The organism is Enterobacter sp. 940_PEND (assembly GCF_001059415.1).
Classification (GTDB): domain Bacteria; phylum Pseudomonadota; class Gammaproteobacteria; order Enterobacterales; family Enterobacteriaceae; genus Enterobacter; species Enterobacter cloacae_M.
On record NZ_JUMS01000096.1, the window covers coordinates 1 to 15257 of the forward strand.

At 49.7% G+C, this 15257-nt stretch carries 19 protein-coding genes; 9 read left to right on the forward strand and 10 right to left on the reverse strand.

Going from position 1 to position 15257, the window contains the following annotated elements; translation table 11 throughout:
* Nucleotides 1-27 precede the first annotated feature (27 nt).
* Together ADJ24_RS25835 and ADJ24_RS13395 are read right to left on the reverse strand one after the other, a co-directional pair.
* Nucleotides 28-183 (reverse strand): YnaM/YnfT family protein, encoded by a 156-nt coding sequence (locus ADJ24_RS25835; RefSeq protein ID WP_414629615.1) that lies wholly within the window; start codon nucleotides 181-183, stop codon nucleotides 28-30.
* A 267-nt stretch (nucleotides 184-450) separates the two neighbouring features.
* On the reverse strand, nucleotides 451-678 hold the full coding sequence (locus tag ADJ24_RS13395) for a hypothetical protein (protein WP_023312013.1): 228 nt from the start codon (nucleotides 676-678) through the stop codon (nucleotides 451-453).
* A 96-nt stretch (nucleotides 679-774) separates the two neighbouring features.
* Between ADJ24_RS13395 and ADJ24_RS25565 the strand changes: the two genes are divergently transcribed.
* Nucleotides 775-939, forward strand: a complete 165-nt coding sequence (locus ADJ24_RS25565) for a YnfU family zinc-binding protein (RefSeq protein ID WP_213751263.1) — start codon at nucleotides 775-777, stop codon at nucleotides 937-939.
* A gap of 188 nt (nucleotides 940-1127) precedes the next feature.
* Here the strand turns inward: ADJ24_RS25565 and ADJ24_RS13400 are convergent, their stop codons facing one another.
* Complete coding sequence (locus tag ADJ24_RS13400; RefSeq protein WP_023312012.1) at nucleotides 1128-1346, reverse strand: cold shock domain-containing protein; 219 nt, start codon at nucleotides 1344-1346, stop codon at nucleotides 1128-1130.
* Between the two features lie 787 nt (nucleotides 1347-2133).
* Here ADJ24_RS13400 and ADJ24_RS13405 point away from each other — a divergent pair.
* The 7 genes from ADJ24_RS13405 (at nucleotide 2134) to ADJ24_RS25570 (ending at nucleotide 7242) form a co-directional block, all read left to right on the forward strand.
* A complete protein-coding gene (locus ADJ24_RS13405; protein WP_023312011.1) occupies nucleotides 2134-3657 on the forward strand; it encodes an EAL domain-containing protein in 1524 nt (507 codons plus the stop codon).
* Nucleotides 3658-4152: 495 nt separating this feature from the next.
* The gene (locus ADJ24_RS13410) at nucleotides 4153-4497 is read left to right on the forward strand and encodes a DUF1294 domain-containing protein (protein WP_023312010.1); all 345 of its coding nucleotides are present in this window, start codon (nucleotides 4153-4155) and stop codon (nucleotides 4495-4497) included.
* Between the two features lie 143 nt (nucleotides 4498-4640).
* Entirely contained in the window at nucleotides 4641-5090 is a 450-nt protein-coding gene (locus tag ADJ24_RS13415) for a hypothetical protein (protein ID WP_023312009.1), read from the forward strand.
* Nucleotides 5091-5350: 260 nt separating this feature from the next.
* Nucleotides 5351-6382 (forward strand): methyltransferase, encoded by a 1032-nt coding sequence (locus ADJ24_RS13420; RefSeq protein ID WP_023312008.1) that lies wholly within the window; start codon nucleotides 5351-5353, stop codon nucleotides 6380-6382.
* A 90-nt stretch (nucleotides 6383-6472) separates the two neighbouring features.
* Complete coding sequence (locus ADJ24_RS13425; RefSeq protein WP_023312007.1) at nucleotides 6473-6670, forward strand: hypothetical protein; 198 nt, start codon at nucleotides 6473-6475, stop codon at nucleotides 6668-6670.
* A gap of 3 nt (nucleotides 6671-6673) precedes the next feature.
* Nucleotides 6674-7096: a GFA family protein gene (locus tag ADJ24_RS13430; protein ID WP_023312006.1), complete on the forward strand. Its 423-nt coding sequence runs from the start codon at nucleotides 6674-6676 to the stop codon at nucleotides 7094-7096.
* Between the two features lie 68 nt (nucleotides 7097-7164).
* Entirely contained in the window at nucleotides 7165-7242 is a 78-nt protein-coding gene (locus ADJ24_RS25570; RefSeq protein WP_223239581.1) for a hypothetical protein, read from the forward strand.
* A 64-nt stretch (nucleotides 7243-7306) separates the two neighbouring features.
* Here the strand turns inward: ADJ24_RS25570 and ADJ24_RS25690 are convergent, their stop codons facing one another.
* The 3 genes from ADJ24_RS25690 to nifJ all read right to left on the reverse strand — a co-directional run bounded on the left by ADJ24_RS25690 (nucleotide 7307) and on the right by nifJ (nucleotide 12604).
* Nucleotides 7307-7432 (reverse strand): hypothetical protein, encoded by a 126-nt coding sequence (locus tag ADJ24_RS25690; RefSeq protein ID WP_255319991.1) that lies wholly within the window; start codon nucleotides 7430-7432, stop codon nucleotides 7307-7309.
* Nucleotides 7433-7580: 148 nt separating this feature from the next.
* Nucleotides 7581-8690 (reverse strand): porin OmpC, encoded by a 1110-nt coding sequence (ompC, locus tag ADJ24_RS13435; protein ID WP_023312005.1) that lies wholly within the window; start codon nucleotides 8688-8690, stop codon nucleotides 7581-7583.
* Between the two features lie 389 nt (nucleotides 8691-9079).
* Nucleotides 9080-12604 (reverse strand): pyruvate:ferredoxin (flavodoxin) oxidoreductase, encoded by a 3525-nt coding sequence (gene nifJ / locus ADJ24_RS13440; protein ID WP_023312004.1) that lies wholly within the window; start codon nucleotides 12602-12604, stop codon nucleotides 9080-9082.
* A 271-nt stretch (nucleotides 12605-12875) separates the two neighbouring features.
* Between nifJ and ADJ24_RS13445 the strand changes: the two genes are divergently transcribed.
* Nucleotides 12876-13142, forward strand: a complete 267-nt coding sequence (locus tag ADJ24_RS13445; protein WP_023312003.1) for a DUF333 domain-containing protein — start codon at nucleotides 12876-12878, stop codon at nucleotides 13140-13142.
* Here ADJ24_RS13445 and hslJ read toward each other — a convergent pair whose 3' ends face one another.
* The 4 genes from hslJ to ADJ24_RS13460 form a co-directional block, all read right to left on the reverse strand.
* A complete protein-coding gene (gene hslJ / locus ADJ24_RS13450; RefSeq protein WP_023312002.1) occupies nucleotides 13143-13580 on the reverse strand; it encodes a heat shock protein HslJ in 438 nt (145 codons plus the stop codon).
* A 128-nt stretch (nucleotides 13581-13708) separates the two neighbouring features.
* Nucleotides 13709-13837, reverse strand: a complete 129-nt coding sequence (locus tag ADJ24_RS23575) for a DUF2474 domain-containing protein (RefSeq protein WP_023312001.1) — start codon at nucleotides 13835-13837, stop codon at nucleotides 13709-13711.
* Nucleotides 13837-14847, reverse strand: a complete 1011-nt coding sequence (cydB, locus tag ADJ24_RS13455) for a cytochrome d ubiquinol oxidase subunit II (RefSeq protein ID WP_023312000.1) — start codon at nucleotides 14845-14847, stop codon at nucleotides 13837-13839. The genes ADJ24_RS23575 and cydB overlap by 1 nt, the downstream gene beginning before the upstream one ends.
* The coding region (locus ADJ24_RS13460) for a cytochrome ubiquinol oxidase subunit I (RefSeq protein ID WP_161800468.1) at nucleotides 14847-15257 on the reverse strand (411 nt) is incomplete at its 5' end. The genes ADJ24_RS13460 and cydB, both read right to left, overlap by 1 nt.

Consider the following 15257-nt stretch of genomic DNA (forward strand, 5'->3'; position numbering starts at 1 on the left):
ACCTCAAAAACACCATCATACACTAAATCAGTAAGTTGGCAGCATCACCGGATTGTTCGATGTGCTAATCCAAACTTTAATCAGACTCAACGTTATCAACCCCATCACAACGGCAACAGTGGTTACTACAATATAAGATGTCATAAAATAATCTTTTCTGGTAAGGGTCTTCATTTGACTCATTTCTTTTGCATTAGTTCCAGCAAAAAGCAAAATTTTAATGAAAAGAAGTGTCGAGTTTTAGTCAGTGTTGTTTAAATAAAGATGAGAGGGTTATATTTGCAGGTTTTATAAAAAAACGCCTGCATTTAGCAGGCTTTAATAGTAAGGCATTTTTGTTTTTTTAATTCAATAGATAAAGCCTAAAAACGCTCACTGAAAATACTGGTGATTTTACTGAGGTTTTATCTTTCCTTTTGTGAAGTACAGAGAACTAGCCGGAAATGCTGATTACAAATGGATTTTTGCGGCATCAAGTATCTTCTGAGAAGTGAGTTCTCTATCAGAGGCAACGTAGACAAAGCTACGATCGCCGGTTAAAGACGGGAAACCGGCAGACATAATCTGAAGGTGTATTTCTTCACCGTCCGGATATTCTTGTCTTACGGACTTAGTTGCTTGTTGCACTGTGACAACTTTACCTGGTCTCCCATTGAAAAAAACGATTACATTCTTCATAAATCACCCTGTGTTTTTGAGATCTTTCCAAAACTAAAGCAAGCATTGCTTAGCTTTAAAGTGTATGGTGGCACTCCGTAAAATTAGGAGATGCCTATGTCTGGACGTAAAAAAACACAATCCCATCGAAATCATTTAGTCAAATGTTCATGCCCAAATTGCTCTAAAGATTCAGAGCATAGTTTTAATCGCGTGCAAAAGGGCGCTCAACTTGTCTGCCCGTACTGCCACGTTTTGTTTAAATCTACCCAACGATTCTAAACCAAAGTTGTTGACAAAATGAGTTAACTTTGAGTTTTAGACCATTCATGCAGCAGTTCTGCACTTCATCACATTGGTTAGCGTACTCGTTAAGAAAATATGCTGACTGTTGCTATCAATAACAGTCATATAATCCAGGGCCCGTTTACTCAGGAAACCTTGTTGGTAATCACGGGCCATTGATAAACTTATCTATCTAAAAGAATTACATTTGCAGCAGAAGGGCCTTTATCGCCGCTTAGAATCGCAAATTCGACTTTCTGACCTTCAAATAGTGTATTAAACCTTTCTCCCTGCAGGGCAGAGAAACGAACAAGAACATCTTTACTGCCATCAAGGGGGGAGATAAAGCCAAAGCCTTTATCTTCATTAAACCACTTAACCAGACCTTGAATTCGTGAAGGCATAAATACTCCTTTAAAGACACTTTAAATGATAAGAAATGACTAAAACGTATGGACTCAAAAGGAGGGGATATCAGCGATAGCGCCTGGTTATGAGGACTGCGTGGTAAAATATTGTATTCGATATTACATCGAACCAACTAAATCATTAAGGCACGGACTGAGTTAATAAGCAAACGTTATTTTAGCCATCCGGATGGCTTTCGCGGCGCATTTCCGGTCACGTTGAATCTGCTGTCAATTTTCGATAAAAAGTCGTCGGCTTGATGTTCGCCTCTGCGAGTCCGGGGCAGGAAAAAGGGGTGTGCGCATTGACCTTGTGAATATATTTGGATTAGGCTATGTATGTTCAGCACCACGCTTTTTCTTAAAATTTTATCCCATTGGAAGGGTTTAACGTGTTCAAGCTTAGCTCATCTCTACTGGCTATTTTCCTGCTGTCAGGCTGTAGCTCCGATCTGGTTCTCAGTCCACCTAAACAACCCGAATACAAGTCAATGCCTGAAATAACCCAGTCTGTGACGCCAACGCAACAGCGTGCAATCATGGCCGGCGAAAGGCCAGACTGGTCAGAAAGAACCCCGATCAATACAATAAAGCGATATTAATAGACATTTATCCACCAGGGCTGCCGTTCGGCGGCCTTTTGTTTCCCCTCAATCAGGCTGGCAAGAACATTTCTGACACCTGGCATGGTAATTATTACGTTATCGACCATGCTTAAGACAATGACAATTCAATCACTTCACCATCGTTGAAGCGGCTACTTCACTTAAATCGAGAAGCCTAAATGCGCCATGCATCTATCCCCGTAGCTGCAGCCACAACAATGTTCTTGCTCGGCGTTTTTATCATCAATTTACAGGTCTGGTATTCTGCACGGGCTGATAGCCTGGCAGAGGCGCACTACGTCGTGCGGAACATGAATGTTATTCTTAAAGAAGCTCGTCATGCGACTGAGATGGCAATGCAACTTGCCGAGAATGAGTGTGATGCTGAAGGGCAATATCGGCTGGGCACCGAGGCGGCATTACAGCCTCACCTGAGAACGATCGTTATTCTGAAAAATGATGCGGTCTGGTGCTCCTCGTTACCGGGAAACCGCGTATTGTTGGTCAACAGCTCAATCCTGCCTGAGTCATCACTGCTCCTCGTCCCTTCGGCCAGTACCGTCAACGGTCTTCCGGTTCTCTTATACCAGACAATTCACGCCGGAAGCCGAATCATCGTTAGCATCAGCGATAGCCATATCCGTGATGCGCTGGATATGCCATTAAATGGCGTTGAATATTCCCTGAGAGTAGGCAATAACCTTTTAGGCCTGACAGGCGATGTTACGACGGCAGACCCTACGAAGAAACAGCTATTAAGGGTAAAAGCCTCTGGTTATCCTTTCTCGGTACAATTTAACTCTCCACCTCTTTTTAGCCTTAAGAGATTATTCAATCGAGCCGGAGGCGTGGTGCTATTCCTGCTGATAATATCGTCTCTCTCTGCTTATATTCTTCAACGCTATATTTCTAAGGATGTCTCACCCGAAGAGTCACTGCGCATCGCCATTTACAGAAATGAAATTATTCCGTATTACCAACCCGTTGTGAGCGGCAAAGAGGGAACCTTACGGGGTGTGGAAGTGCTGGCCAGATGGAAGCATCCTCAATCAGGTTTTATTTCTCCCGCGTCCTTCATTCCTCTTGCTGAGAAGTCCGGTTTAATTATTCCTTTGACTCAGAGCTTAATGAGGCAGGTTGCAATACACATGAATGCTATTGCGACATTGCTGCCTGAAGGGTTTCACGTAGGGATTAACTTCAGCGCTTCTCATATCGTTGCGTCCACCTTTGTTGAAGAGTGTCTCCACTACAAGCGCAGCTTTACTCAACAGGATCTTAACCTTGTCGTTGAAGTGACGGAGCGTGAACCACTCGACATTGATGCACATCTCGTTAATACATTGAATGAGTTACATAACAATGGATTTGCCATTGCGCTGGATGACTTTGGTACGGGTTATTCCGGCCTGTCCTATCTGCAGGATCTGCATATTGATTACATTAAAATCGACCAGAGCTTTGTTGCCAGGGTTAACGCGAATGAGGACTCAACGCTAATCCTTGATTCGGTACTGGAGTTGGCCAAAAAACTCTCAATTAGCATCGTGGCGGAAGGCGTTGAAACAGAAGAGCAGCTCGATTACCTCACACGCAATCATATCCGGTTTTTACAGGGGTATTTCTTTTACAAACCTCTTCCTTTCAAGGAACTGGTCAAAGTTCTCTTGTCGAAGCCAAAAGTTAAGATCAGGGTGGAATAATGTTTGTTTAGTTGTTTCTGAGAAAATAAAAAGGGGGGACATCATCCCCCAAAAAATGCAGACCATTATTGCTTTAACCACGGCAATATTTTGTTATGCATTGACCGAATGGTCAAATTAATTGTTTTCAACATTGTTTTTGAAAATATGAAGCGGATGGGCGAACTTGAATATTAGCTGCCTAACGTTTAATTTGATTCTAATCAATATTGTCGCACCCCTCTTTAGATTAATGGATGCAATACTTGTTGTTTTGTTAAAACAATGCGCTTACGCTGTGTTTTCGACGTAAGATGTTTCAGGTTAATTTTTTAAGAAAAAAATGCTGGCTGCTAAAGCAAAATGAAATAATGCTTACTTATTACCGCTGTTTAAATGTTAACCAGTAAAGGCCCGGGGCGCAGTTTGCTTTTAGAATAGCCGTCTCACTCTGAGATTTTCGTCAGCTAGCGTATAATGGGTTATCCAAACTGTAAACACCCCGTGACTGGTGCTATGACCCTTAATCGCTTTTGTTATTTACTCCTGATTTTCGCTGCGATCGGCAGCCTTCTTACCACCCATCCTCTGTTCATGTGGTTTCTGGCGATCAACGTGATGACGTTGGTCATGTATGGCGCCGATAAAATGGCGGCGCGGAAGGGGATGCGCAGGGTTCCGGAAGCGACAATGCTGGTATTTGGCGTGACAGGTGGCTGGCCTGGCGCCATTGTCGGTCAACAGCTCTTTCGCCATAAAACCCAAAAGCAGCCCTTCAAAAGCTACTTTTTCATCAGCGTCGTCGTCAGCATCGCCATGATGGCGGCCGTTTATCATTTTTCTTCTTATTCTCTTTTATGAGCGTTGGCAGGGACCGTTGACGGTAAGGCATATCTTTAATTCATTCCTTCATCACTGCCAATAGTAGTAGGACTATTCTTAAGTGGTTGCTGTTTTTTGCACAATCTGAATAATACGTGCAACAACACGGACGACAACATCCCATGAAAATAGAATCTCTTATCCTGGCAGTGCTGGTGCTCTTTTCTGCGCCTTCCTGGTCTGCTTTTCAGGAGCGGGAATATAATACCTGGTATATAAAAAATGCGGTCCTTTATGATATGACACAGACATCGGAAGGTTTCCCTGTCATGGTGAGCGTCTCCCAGCCTGGGAGAAAATCCGCTAATTTACTGGTATCTTATATTACTGAAGGCCGCTGTGGTGAGAATAATCTGCCGCTTAATGTGAACGGTAAAGTGCTGCCCGCAAAATATAATTGTGTCCAGATAGGGAAAAACAGAATTGAACATTTTTCAGTGGTGGACGCGGAAAGCGTCAATGGCATGGTGATGCACCTGAGATCTGATTTCACTATTCTTCTGCAAAACGATATCAAAATTTGGGCGGCAAATATCAAAACGCCAAAATATGGACTGGCGCCGAGATTCTAACTATGAAATGCCTGTATTACGACAGGCATTTTTTAGGATGTAACGCAATCATTTTTAAGTTAATAGTTGTAATGCATTACTATTAAATATTAAAGGTAAGTGGCCTTGGTTTTTTACGTATTTAAACGGACTGTATGCTAAACGGTACAAAACCGCATAAATAATCCTTTCTGACGTTATGGATAAAGCTCATTACCAGACTTACGCTTGCTAGCGGCGTTTTAGTTGTTCAACACATCTTTACTGGTAAGGAGCAGAAAATGTCGCAACGTAATAGTCTGGATTTACTAAGCCGTAAAGAAGGAATGTGTCTGTTAGAGCAAAGCATGGGTTTTGTCTGGCAGGCAGCACTTCGAGCCGTCGCGGTATTAGGCGTCGCAGATCGTCTGGTTGAAGGAAAAAAATCCGTCAAGCAACTGGCGAAGGAGTTGAATGTAGACGCTAACTATCTTCATCGAATCATGCGCTTATTGTCCTCTCGTGGAGTTTTCAACGAATTATCTGAAGCTGAATACAGTCTTAGCCATTCAGCGCAATTCCTCTGTTCTGAGCATGAATTTTCCTTGCGTGCGGCGGTGCTCATGCTGACAGACCCAACATTCTGGCAGCCAGCGGCTAAAATGGATGAGATATTGCACGGCAAACCTGTTTTTAATGATTTGTTTGGCAAGCCTTTTTACGAATACTGGCAGCATGACGACACGATGACTGACAGCAACGTTTTTCATGCGGGTATGGCCTCTATGTCATCCGTAGAAAATGAAGTCATCGCAGATAGCTATTCGTTCCCGCAAAACGCCGTGGTTGCCGATATCGCCGGCGGGCTGGGTAACTTATTGCTGGCTGTTTTACGTCGAAATCCGACCCTGTCGGGGATCCTTTTTGATCAAAAAGATGTGCTTGAGCGAAATCGACTGCACCTGTTAAATGATAATCGTCGATGGGAAACCGTTAATGGGAGCTTTTTTGAAGCCTGTCCTGCAGCGGACATTTATCTGCTTAAGTATATCCTCATGGACTGGCCTGATGAGAAGGCGGTACAGATACTTCAGTGCTGCAGAAATGCAATGAAAGATAACTCCCGCTTATTAATTTTTGAACCGCTTATTAAAAAAGAAAATAATGAACAGGGACGATTTGAAATTGACCTTCTTCTGTTAACAAGCTTTGATGGAGGACGAGCACGAACAGAGTCTGAGTATCAGGCCTTGTTTGAACAGAGCAATCTGAAGCTGAACAAAATAATAGACACCCGTTCGTATCTGTCGATTCTGGAAGTCGTACCTCTCTGAACTGTTTAAATAACATTCACAGAGCATCTGTCCGGCATTTCGTTTTACCGTATTCCTGCTACGCTTGTTTGTTGTACCAGGAGCATGAATATGAAAAACAAAGATGAACAAACCGGATTAGTGGGGCTGGCGATTGGGGCCGCCGTTATTGGGCTGGTTTCAGCGCAGAAACCGATCCATCGCAACAGCATTGTCGATGAACTGGTCAGGCTCGGCAGGCAAAAAGGCGATGGCGTAGAAGATGAGGTTTTCGTTAAGGCTGCCGAGCTGGTGAGAAAAGGGGTATAGCCCATGTCTGAAAGACGAAATGCGAAGTGCCATTGCGGCGCTGTGGCGTTCACCGTTGAACTTACCGATGGGCTGAACACCGCCCGGCGCTGCAGCTGTTCCTTTTGTCGTATGCGGGGCGCGGTCGTCGTTTCTGCGCCGTTGTCAGGCATTAAGGTGACCAAAGGTGAAGATAAGCTCACCGAGTACCGCTTTAACACGGGAACGGCACGGCATTTCTTCTGCTCGGTGTGCGGGATTTACACGTTCCATCAGCGACGTTCTAACCCAAACGAATATGGCGTTAATGTCGCCTGTTTTGAAAACGTTTCTCCTTTTGATTTTCCAGAGGTGAAGGTGATGGACGGCGTTAACCATCCCATGGATGGGGAAAGTGGGGTATTTGGATATCTTTCTTTTCGCGAGAAAGGTGAAGAGCAGGCATGATTGCCGCCTGGCCACTCTTTTACTCCTCCGGCTATAGTAGGCAGTGGGTAACTGAAACAGGAGAAACTATGCTCTGTGTTGAAAAAGACGATCCGCGAGAGGCCCCTGAATCAGGTGATAAAAAGCCTCAACCTGTGAAAAAATAACGCGACATACGCGTTTACCCGCCACCGGCACTGCTGGTGGCTTTTTATTTCCCAGGCAACCCTGTTAACTGCCATCCAGATGGTTTAACAGCGCGCCGAGATGCCCGACGATATCACCAAAATCAAAAATTAACGCCATCCACAGCAATGCTAAAAGGGTAAGTACGGCAAGGGATACACGACCAAACAACGTTGTTATCCTTAGTGATAAAAGGGCTATCACCGCAGTTTAACCAGCTTACTTTCAACTTTCCCTCAACCAACCCCTTTCTTAAGCTGTCTATTGTGACGAACTTCAAAAAACAAGCGAGCCCGCATGATTATGCGGGCTCTGACCATCAGAACTGGTAAACCAGGCCTAACGCTACAACATCATCAGTGCTGATGCCGTTGTCTTTGTAGAAGCTGTCATCTTCATCCAGCAGGTTGATTTTGTAATCAACGTAGGTGGACATGTTTTTGTTGAAGTAATAGGTGACCCCTACGTCAGCGTATTTAACCAGATCCTGGTCGCCCTGGCCGTTGCCCAGGTCCTTACCTTTCGACTGCAGGTAGGAAACGGACGGACGCAGGCCGAAGTCGAACTGGTACTGCGCGGTCACTTCGAAGTTCTGGGTTTTGTTCGCCACGGCGTCGGTATTATCACCATACGGTGTCATATTGCGGGTTTCAGAATACATTGCCGCCAGATAGATGTTATTGGCGTCATACTTCAGGCCCGCCGTCCAGGCATCCGCCTTGTCTCCACCTGCTGTGGTATTCATGACCTGCTCGTTGGTGCGGTCAGAAGAGGTATACGCGGCCCCTGCAGTAATCCCCATGCCGAAGTCATAGGTGGTAGAAATACCGAAGCCGTCACCATTCTCGTGACGCGTGTCGCGACCGTTGTTGGTGCCTTCCTGGTTGTTGCTGGCGTCTTCATTTTTGCCCTGGTACTGCAGCGCAAAGTTCAGGCCCTGCACCAGACCATAGAAGTCGGTGTTACGGTAGGTTGCCACACCGTTGGCGCGGCCGGTCATGAAGTTGTCGGCTTTGGTGTAGGAGTCGCCACCGAACTCAGGCAGCATATCGGTCCAGCCTTCCACGTCGTACAGGACACCGTAGTTACGACCGTAATCGAAGGAGCCGTAGTCACCCACTTTTACACCGGCGAAGGCCAGACGGGTCCAGGACTGATTATCAGACCCTTCCGTGTTATTAGCCTGAATGTTGTATTCCCACTGCGCATAGCCGGTCATCGTGTTGTTGATCTGGGTTTCACCTTTGAAACCCAGACGCATATAGGTTTGATCGCCGTCAGCACCTTTGTTATCGGAAAAGTAGTGCAGACCATCTACTTTTCCATACAGATCTAATTTGTTACCGTCTTTATTATAAATTTCTGCTGCATGTGCAGAACCAGCCATTAACAGAGCCGGAATCATCAGAGCCAGTACTTTTCTTTGCATTGTGATATTCCTTTGCAGTTGTTTTTATTTAATTACCTGTTGAACTTTCAAAATGAGAAAGTTGTCTCATGCTAAATCACTCCCGTGTAAGAGTAATAAAATATAATTGTTACGAACTAAGTAAAATCTAAACCGAATAAAACGGCGGAAATGGTCATTGGTTTGATGAATGATTTAAAAGTAACTATATTAAATTTAAATTATAAATCAGGCGTTAATTAAGCTAATCTAGCCGGCGTTATATGCCTGTAAGATGATTCATCCATAATTAACGTGAATGCTATTAAGGAAACTAAATAGATATTCAATGATTATCTGGATTCGCCCGGTGTGTATACGCCGGGCTTTTTTTATGGCAAAAAAATGCCCGGACAAGCCGGGCAGGGTAACTAGTCGCTGGTCGGTTTTTCGGCTTTACCCGCCATCTGCGCCAGGAAGTCATAGCGTTTTTGCAGATCAGCAGCGGCATCTTTCCAGAGCTGTTCAGCCACTTCCGGCTGCTGGGCGTTAAGGCGACGGAATCGCTGTTCCTGCATTAACGTCTCGGCCAGTGCGTCCGAAGGCGGACGCGAATCCAGCGCCAGCGGTAATTTACCCTCGTCAGCACGACGCGGGTCGAACCGGTACAGCGGCCAGAAGCCGGTCGCTGTCAGCTGACGCATCTGGTCGTGGCTGAGGGCCAGATCGTAGCCATGCTCTTCACAAGGGCTGTAGGCAATGATCAGCGACGGGCCAGGATACGCTTCCGCTTCCTGAATCGCTTTCACCGTCTGGTTAAGCTGGGCACCCAGCGAGATTTGCGCGACGTAAACGTGACCGTACATCATCATGCTCACGCCGAGATCTTTGCGCGCCTTGCGTTTACCGTGTTCGCCGAATTTCGTTACCGCGCCTAACGGCGTGGCTTTCGACGCCTGGCCGCCGGTGTTGGAATAACACTGCGTATCCAGAACCAGGATGTTGACGTTTTCGGTCAGGCTCAACACGTGATCCAGCCCGCCAAAGCCGATATCGTAAGCCCAGCCGTCGCCGCCAATCAGCCAGATTGATTTTTCGACCAGGGCGTCAGCGTCGGTCAGCAGCTGTTCAGCCCCCGTCACGCCCTGCAGCGCGTGGCGCAGCTCAGCAACCTGCTCACGACGTTCTTCTGGCGTCGCGTCCGCGTGAAGCGCGTCATTGAGCTCCGCGGGGATCTGTCCGGCAAACTGCTCCAGCAGGCGCATCACGCGCGCGCGGTGCTGGTCGACTGTCAGGCGGAAGCCCAGGCCGAATTCGGCGTTGTCCTCGAACAGCGAGTTTGCCCACGCCGGACCGCGCCCATTCGCGTCGGTGGTGTACGGCGTAGAAGGCAAATTGCCCCCGTAGATGGACGAACAGCCGGTAGCGTTAGCAATCAGCATCCGGTCACCGTACAGCTGGGTAAGCAGCTTGATATACGGCGTTTCACCGCAGCCGGAGCAGGCGCCAGAGTACTCAAACAGCGGCGTAATCAGCTGTGACGTACGAATATCAATACGTTCCAGTTTGCTGCGATCGATTTCCGGCAGATTCAGGAAGAAGTCATAATTGACCTTCTCCTTTTCAACGTGCTCCAGACGCGACATCATATTGATGGCTTTGATCTCCGGATCCTGCCTGTCTTTCGCCGGACAGACCTCGACGCACAGGTTACAGCCGGTGCAATCTTCCGGCGCGACCTGCAGAACGTATTTCTGTCCGCGCATATCGCGAGATTTCACATCCAGCGAATGCAGGCTGGCCGGCGCGGCTTCCATCTCTTCCGGTGATACCACTTTGGCTCGAATGGCAGAGTGCGGGCAGGCCGCAACGCAGTGGTTGCACTGGGTACACAGCTCTTCTTTCCAGATGGGGATCGCTTCGGCAATGTTGCGTTTTTCCCAGCGCGTGGTGCCCATCGGCCAGGTGCCATCCGGCGGTAGCGCAGAGACGGGCAGGGCATCGCCCAGACCGGCCAGCATCGCCGCCGTCACGGTCTTCACGAAATCAGGCGCCGCATCGGACACCACCGGAGGGCGGTTCGGGCTTGTCGCATTCACCGGCTGCAGCGGAACCTCAAACAACGATTCGCGCGCCAGCGCCAGCGCCTGCCAGTTGCGTTCGACCAGCTCCTGGCCCTTGCTGCTGTAGCTTTTGGCAATCGCGCCCTGCAGTTCCGCCAGCGCGCTGTCGCCCGGCAGGATGTTGGTCAGATGGAAGAAGGCCATCTGCATAACGGTATTAATACGCGCAGCCAGGCCACATTCGCGGGCAATTTTTGCGGCGTTGACCACGTAGAAACGGGCTTTTTTCTGGTTCAGCACCGCCTGAACTTCCTGCGGCAGGCGCCCCCAGACTTCGTCTGCGCTGTACGGCGTATTGAGGAGGAAAATACCGCCGGGCTTCAGGCGCTCGGCCATCTGGTATTTATCGATAAACTGCAGCTGGTGGCAGCCAACAAAATCAGCCTGAGAAATAAGATACGCGGAGCGGATGGGCTGCTCGCTCACGCGCAGGTGGGAAACGGTCAGGCCGCCTGCTTTTTTGGAGTCGTAAACGAAGTACCCCTGAGCGTACCATGGCGTTGAGTTGCCGATAATTTTGATGTTGTTTTTGGTCGCGGAGACGCTGCCGTCGCTGCCCAGACCATAGAACAGCGCCTCAAGTTTGGCGGTCGAGGGCAGGGTATTTTCCGGCAGCGACAGGGACAGGTTGGTCACATCATCATAAATGCCGACGGTAAAGCGCGGCTTGGGTTTCGCTTCGCTTAACTCGTTGAATACCGCCAGCACGCAGTCCGGCCCAAACTCTTTGGAGGACAAACCATAGCGCCCCCCTATAACGCGCGGCAGCGTTTCACGTTCGCCCTGATTAAAGGCTTCTGCCAGGGCGGTCATTACGTCCAGATAGAGGGGTTCCGCCTGCGCGCCCGGCTCTTTGGTACGGTCGAGCACCGCCACAGCGCGGGCGCTTTCAGGGAGAGCCGAAAGCAGATGTTTAGCCGAGAACGGACGATAGAGACGCACCTTAAGCACGCCAACTTTTTCGCCGCGCGTCAGCAGCTCGTCAACCACCTCTTCACAGGTCCCAATGGCTGACCCCATCAGCACAATCACCCGTTCCGCCTGCGGATGTCCGTAGTACTCAAACGGTTTGTACTCCCGGCCGGTTGCGGCGGCAAAGTCATTCATTGCCTGTTCAACATGGTCGTAAACCGCGTTGTACCAGGGGTTCGTGGCCTCGCGGGACTGGAAATAGGTATCCGGGTTCGCCGATGTCCCGCGAATAACCGGGTGTTCAGGATTAAGAGCCCGGGCGCGATGCGCGTCGATTTCCGCCTGCGGTAGCAGATTCAGGATAGTATCGTCAGCCAGCGGGACGATTTTATTAATTTCGTGAGAGGTGCGGAAACCATCAAAGAAGTGAATAAACGGCACGCGGCTTTTGAGCGTGGCGATATGCGAAATTAAGGCAAAGTCCTGGGCTTCCTGAACGCTGCTGGCGCACAGCATCGCGCAGCCGGTCTGGCGCACGGCCATCACGTCGGAGTGGTCGCCAAAGATAGAGAGCGCGTGGGTGGCAACGGTACGCGCGGCAACGTGCAGAACGAATGGCGTCAGCTGACCGGCGAGTTTGTAAAGCGTAGGGATCATTAACAGCAATCCCTGTGAGGAGGTAAACGACGTGGAAAGCGCGCCGGTCTGAAGGGCGCCGTGTACCGTGGCAATCGCACCGGCTTCAGACTGCATCTCAACCACTCTCGGGACATCGCCCCAGACGTTTTTTAACCCGTTACCCGCCCAGGCATCCGCCTGCTCGGCCATGGTAGAACTTGGCGTAATCGGGTAGATGGCGATAACTTCACTGGTGCGAAACGCGACTGAGGCAACTGCACCATTACCGTCAATAGTTTGCATAGGACAACACCCTTACATTGCGCAAAAAATAGGGGTCTGTATTACGGCAACAAACCCTGAATATTATCTGTGTATTCTAGCAAACGGGGGATTTTACGATTTTCGCTTTTGTGTCCTTGGTATTCTTGCCATCAATGAGTAGATCAAACTTTTGGCGAAAAAATTGCGAGAAATTGTTTCTGAAGCGCATAAATACGCACTTCCGCTCTCGACGACACGGGATGTGATGCCTATTATGCATAGGTTTCGCATTATTCATGGGGGAGAGAGCATGCGTTCAGCATTTTGGGTAGGGTGTGCCGCGTTATTGTTGTCGGCATGTAGCAGTGAGCCAGTCCAGCAGGCAACGGCAGCCCACGTGGCGCCGGGAATGAAAGCGGCAATGTCCAGTTCAGGTCAGGCCAACTGCGCGATGATTGGCGGTTCGCTGTCTGTCGCCCGCCAGCTTGATGGTTCTGCTATTGGGATGTGCGCCTTGCCAAACGGCAAACGCTGTAGCGAACAGTCGCTTGCCGTTGGAAGCTGCGGTAACTACTGATTATTCTACACGCTTAAACATCAGCGTTTTATCGGCTGTCGCCAGCGTTAACTGGTCCTCAGTCAGGTCGACCTGCGCCCCTTTGCGCAGCATGTCGCCGATGGCCTGATCCAGCTCATTCAGCTGCGGCTCGGTACAGAGCTTGCGCGTCATGGCGAGCGTTTTAACCTTAAGCTCGCCTTCGGACAATTTCCCCTGTCCGTTGAAGCGGTTACACATCTGGCCAGAAACGCTGATGTTATTAACCAGGCTGATATCTGGCAGCGCGCTAAAACCGATCTCAGGTTGCGTTGTCGCGGTCTTCACGGCCTTACCGTTTACGTTTTCCAGCACAAAGCGGTGGTTTTTAAGTTGCTCCGGCTGTACGGAGGCTTTACCCGGATTAACGCAGCCGGTAAGGACAAAACTAATAACGCTTAACGCAATGAGCTTTTTCATTTTTCTTCTCAAACTATAAATACCGTGAATCTTTTTCCAGTGTAACGATACTCTGCCGTGCGTTAATGGGGTTTATCTGAAAGTGCGGGGAGAAGTACCGGGCAACGCAGCGGTTGCCCGGAATGACGTTAATGCGATTTAAATCCTGCTGCCGTCATTAGCATGCGGAAGAGCATACTGACAGCAGTCAGCGCCAGTACGCTGCCGCCCCAGATAACGGCCAGCCACAGTAATCTTTTCCATACCGGTTGTTGCATCAGTGATAACCCTCCCCATGCTGAACTTTGCCGCGAAACACGTAGTAGCTCCAGAAGGTGTAGACCAGAATAACGGGAATGATCAACAGCGCGCCCACCAGCATAAAGCCCTGGCTTTGCGTCGGGGCGGCGGCCTGCCACAGGGTGATCGACGGTGGAATAATATGCGGCCAGATGCTGATCCCAAGCCCGCTAAAGCCGAGGAATATCAGCCCCAGCGTCAGGATAAACGGACGGCTATGGCTGGCGGGATTATTCAGGCAGCGCCACTGGTACAGGCTAAAAATCACCACCAGAGCGGGGACCGGCAGCAGGTAAAACAGATTCGGCAGCGTGAACCAGCGCGCGGCGATGGCCGGTTGCGCCAGCGGCGTCCAGAGGCTGATCGCCGCAATAAACGCCAGCAGCACGATTAACAGCGTTTTCGACACCTCACGCATCTGCTCCTGCAGCGCGTTTTCGCTTTTCATCACCAGCCAGGTAGAGCCTAACAGCGCATAAGCCACCACCAGCCCCGCGCCGCAAAACAGGTTAAACGCGGTAAACCAGTCAAAGGGGCCGCCGGTATAGGCCCGGCCGGTGACGGTAAAGCCGTTAATAACGGCGCCTACCGTCACGCCCTGGGTGAACGTTGCCAGAATGGAACCGCCAATAAACGCCTTATCCCAGAAGGGGCGGTGGGCCGGCGTGGCTTTAAAGCGAAACTCAAATGCCACCCCGCGGAAAATAAGTCCGATCAGCATTAATGTTAGCGGAATGGTGAGGGCATCAACGATCACCGCATAGGCCAGCGGGAATGCGCCGAACAGGGCGGCACCGCCAAGCACCAGCCAGGTTTCATTTCCGTCCCAGACCGGCGCGACGCTGTTGACCATCACGTCGCGATCGTCGGCGTTCTGCGTGGCCGGGAACAGAATACCGATCCCCAGATCAAAACCGTCCATCACGATATACATCAGCGTGGCGAAGACGATGATGACAAACCAGATAATGGAAAGATCGATACCCATTATGGCTGCTCCTTATGTTCAGTTGTGACGGCAGAAAGCGGGCGCGCCGGACGTCCGTCGGACTCGGTGGCGAAAGATTCATGCGGCTGCGGGCCTTTTCGGATGAGGCGCACCATATAGCTGTAACCCACGCCGAATACCGAGGTATAGACGACGAAGAAGGCCAGCAGGCTCACGCTCATATGCAGGTCACCGTGGGCAGATACCGCATCCTTCGTTCGCTGGAGTCCGTAGACCACCCACGGCTGGCGGCCCACTTCGGTGGTGATCCACCCGGCCAGGATGGCAATCAGCCCGGTTGGCCCCATCAGCAGCGCAAACCACAGGAAGGGGCGCGACGAATACACGCGTTTTTTGTAGCGCAGCCAGAGTGCCGTTACCCCGAGCAGCAGCATCAGCATGCCCAGGCC

What these genes read in the sequence shown, in the direction of transcription:
- ADJ24_RS25835 (WP_414629615.1), bottom strand. Translation starts at nt 183, where the DNA reads ATGAGTCAAATGAAGACCCTTACCAGAAAAGATTATTTTATGACATCT.
- ADJ24_RS13395 (WP_023312013.1), bottom strand. Translation starts at nt 678, where the DNA reads ATGAAGAATGTAATCGTTTTTTTCAATGGGAGACCAGGTAAAGTTGTC.
- ADJ24_RS25565 (WP_213751263.1), top strand. Translation starts at nt 775, where the DNA reads ATGTCTGGACGTAAAAAAACACAATCCCATCGAAATCATTTAGTCAAA.
- ADJ24_RS13400 (WP_023312012.1), bottom strand. Translation starts at nt 1,346, where the DNA reads ATGCCTTCACGAATTCAAGGTCTGGTTAAGTGGTTTAATGAAGATAAA.
- ADJ24_RS13405 (WP_023312011.1), top strand. Translation starts at nt 2,134, where the DNA reads ATGCGCCATGCATCTATCCCCGTAGCTGCAGCCACAACAATGTTCTTG.
- ADJ24_RS13410 (WP_023312010.1), top strand. Translation starts at nt 4,153, where the DNA reads ATGACCCTTAATCGCTTTTGTTATTTACTCCTGATTTTCGCTGCGATC.
- ADJ24_RS13415 (WP_023312009.1), top strand. Translation starts at nt 4,641, where the DNA reads ATGAAAATAGAATCTCTTATCCTGGCAGTGCTGGTGCTCTTTTCTGCG.
- ADJ24_RS13420 (WP_023312008.1), top strand. Translation starts at nt 5,351, where the DNA reads ATGTCGCAACGTAATAGTCTGGATTTACTAAGCCGTAAAGAAGGAATG.
- ADJ24_RS13425 (WP_023312007.1), top strand. Translation starts at nt 6,473, where the DNA reads ATGAAAAACAAAGATGAACAAACCGGATTAGTGGGGCTGGCGATTGGG.
- ADJ24_RS13430 (WP_023312006.1), top strand. Translation starts at nt 6,674, where the DNA reads ATGTCTGAAAGACGAAATGCGAAGTGCCATTGCGGCGCTGTGGCGTTC.
- ADJ24_RS25570 (WP_223239581.1), top strand. Translation starts at nt 7,165, where the DNA reads ATGCTCTGTGTTGAAAAAGACGATCCGCGAGAGGCCCCTGAATCAGGT.
- ompC (WP_023312005.1), bottom strand. Translation starts at nt 8,690, where the DNA reads ATGCAAAGAAAAGTACTGGCTCTGATGATTCCGGCTCTGTTAATGGCT.
- nifJ (WP_023312004.1), bottom strand. Translation starts at nt 12,604, where the DNA reads ATGCAAACTATTGACGGTAATGGTGCAGTTGCCTCAGTCGCGTTTCGC.
- ADJ24_RS13445 (WP_023312003.1), top strand. Translation starts at nt 12,876, where the DNA reads ATGCGTTCAGCATTTTGGGTAGGGTGTGCCGCGTTATTGTTGTCGGCA.
- hslJ (WP_023312002.1), bottom strand. Translation starts at nt 13,580, where the DNA reads ATGAAAAAGCTCATTGCGTTAAGCGTTATTAGTTTTGTCCTTACCGGC.
- ADJ24_RS23575 (WP_023312001.1), bottom strand. Translation starts at nt 13,837, where the DNA reads ATGCAACAACCGGTATGGAAAAGATTACTGTGGCTGGCCGTTATCTGG.
- cydB (WP_023312000.1), bottom strand. Translation starts at nt 14,847, where the DNA reads ATGGGTATCGATCTTTCCATTATCTGGTTTGTCATCATCGTCTTCGCC.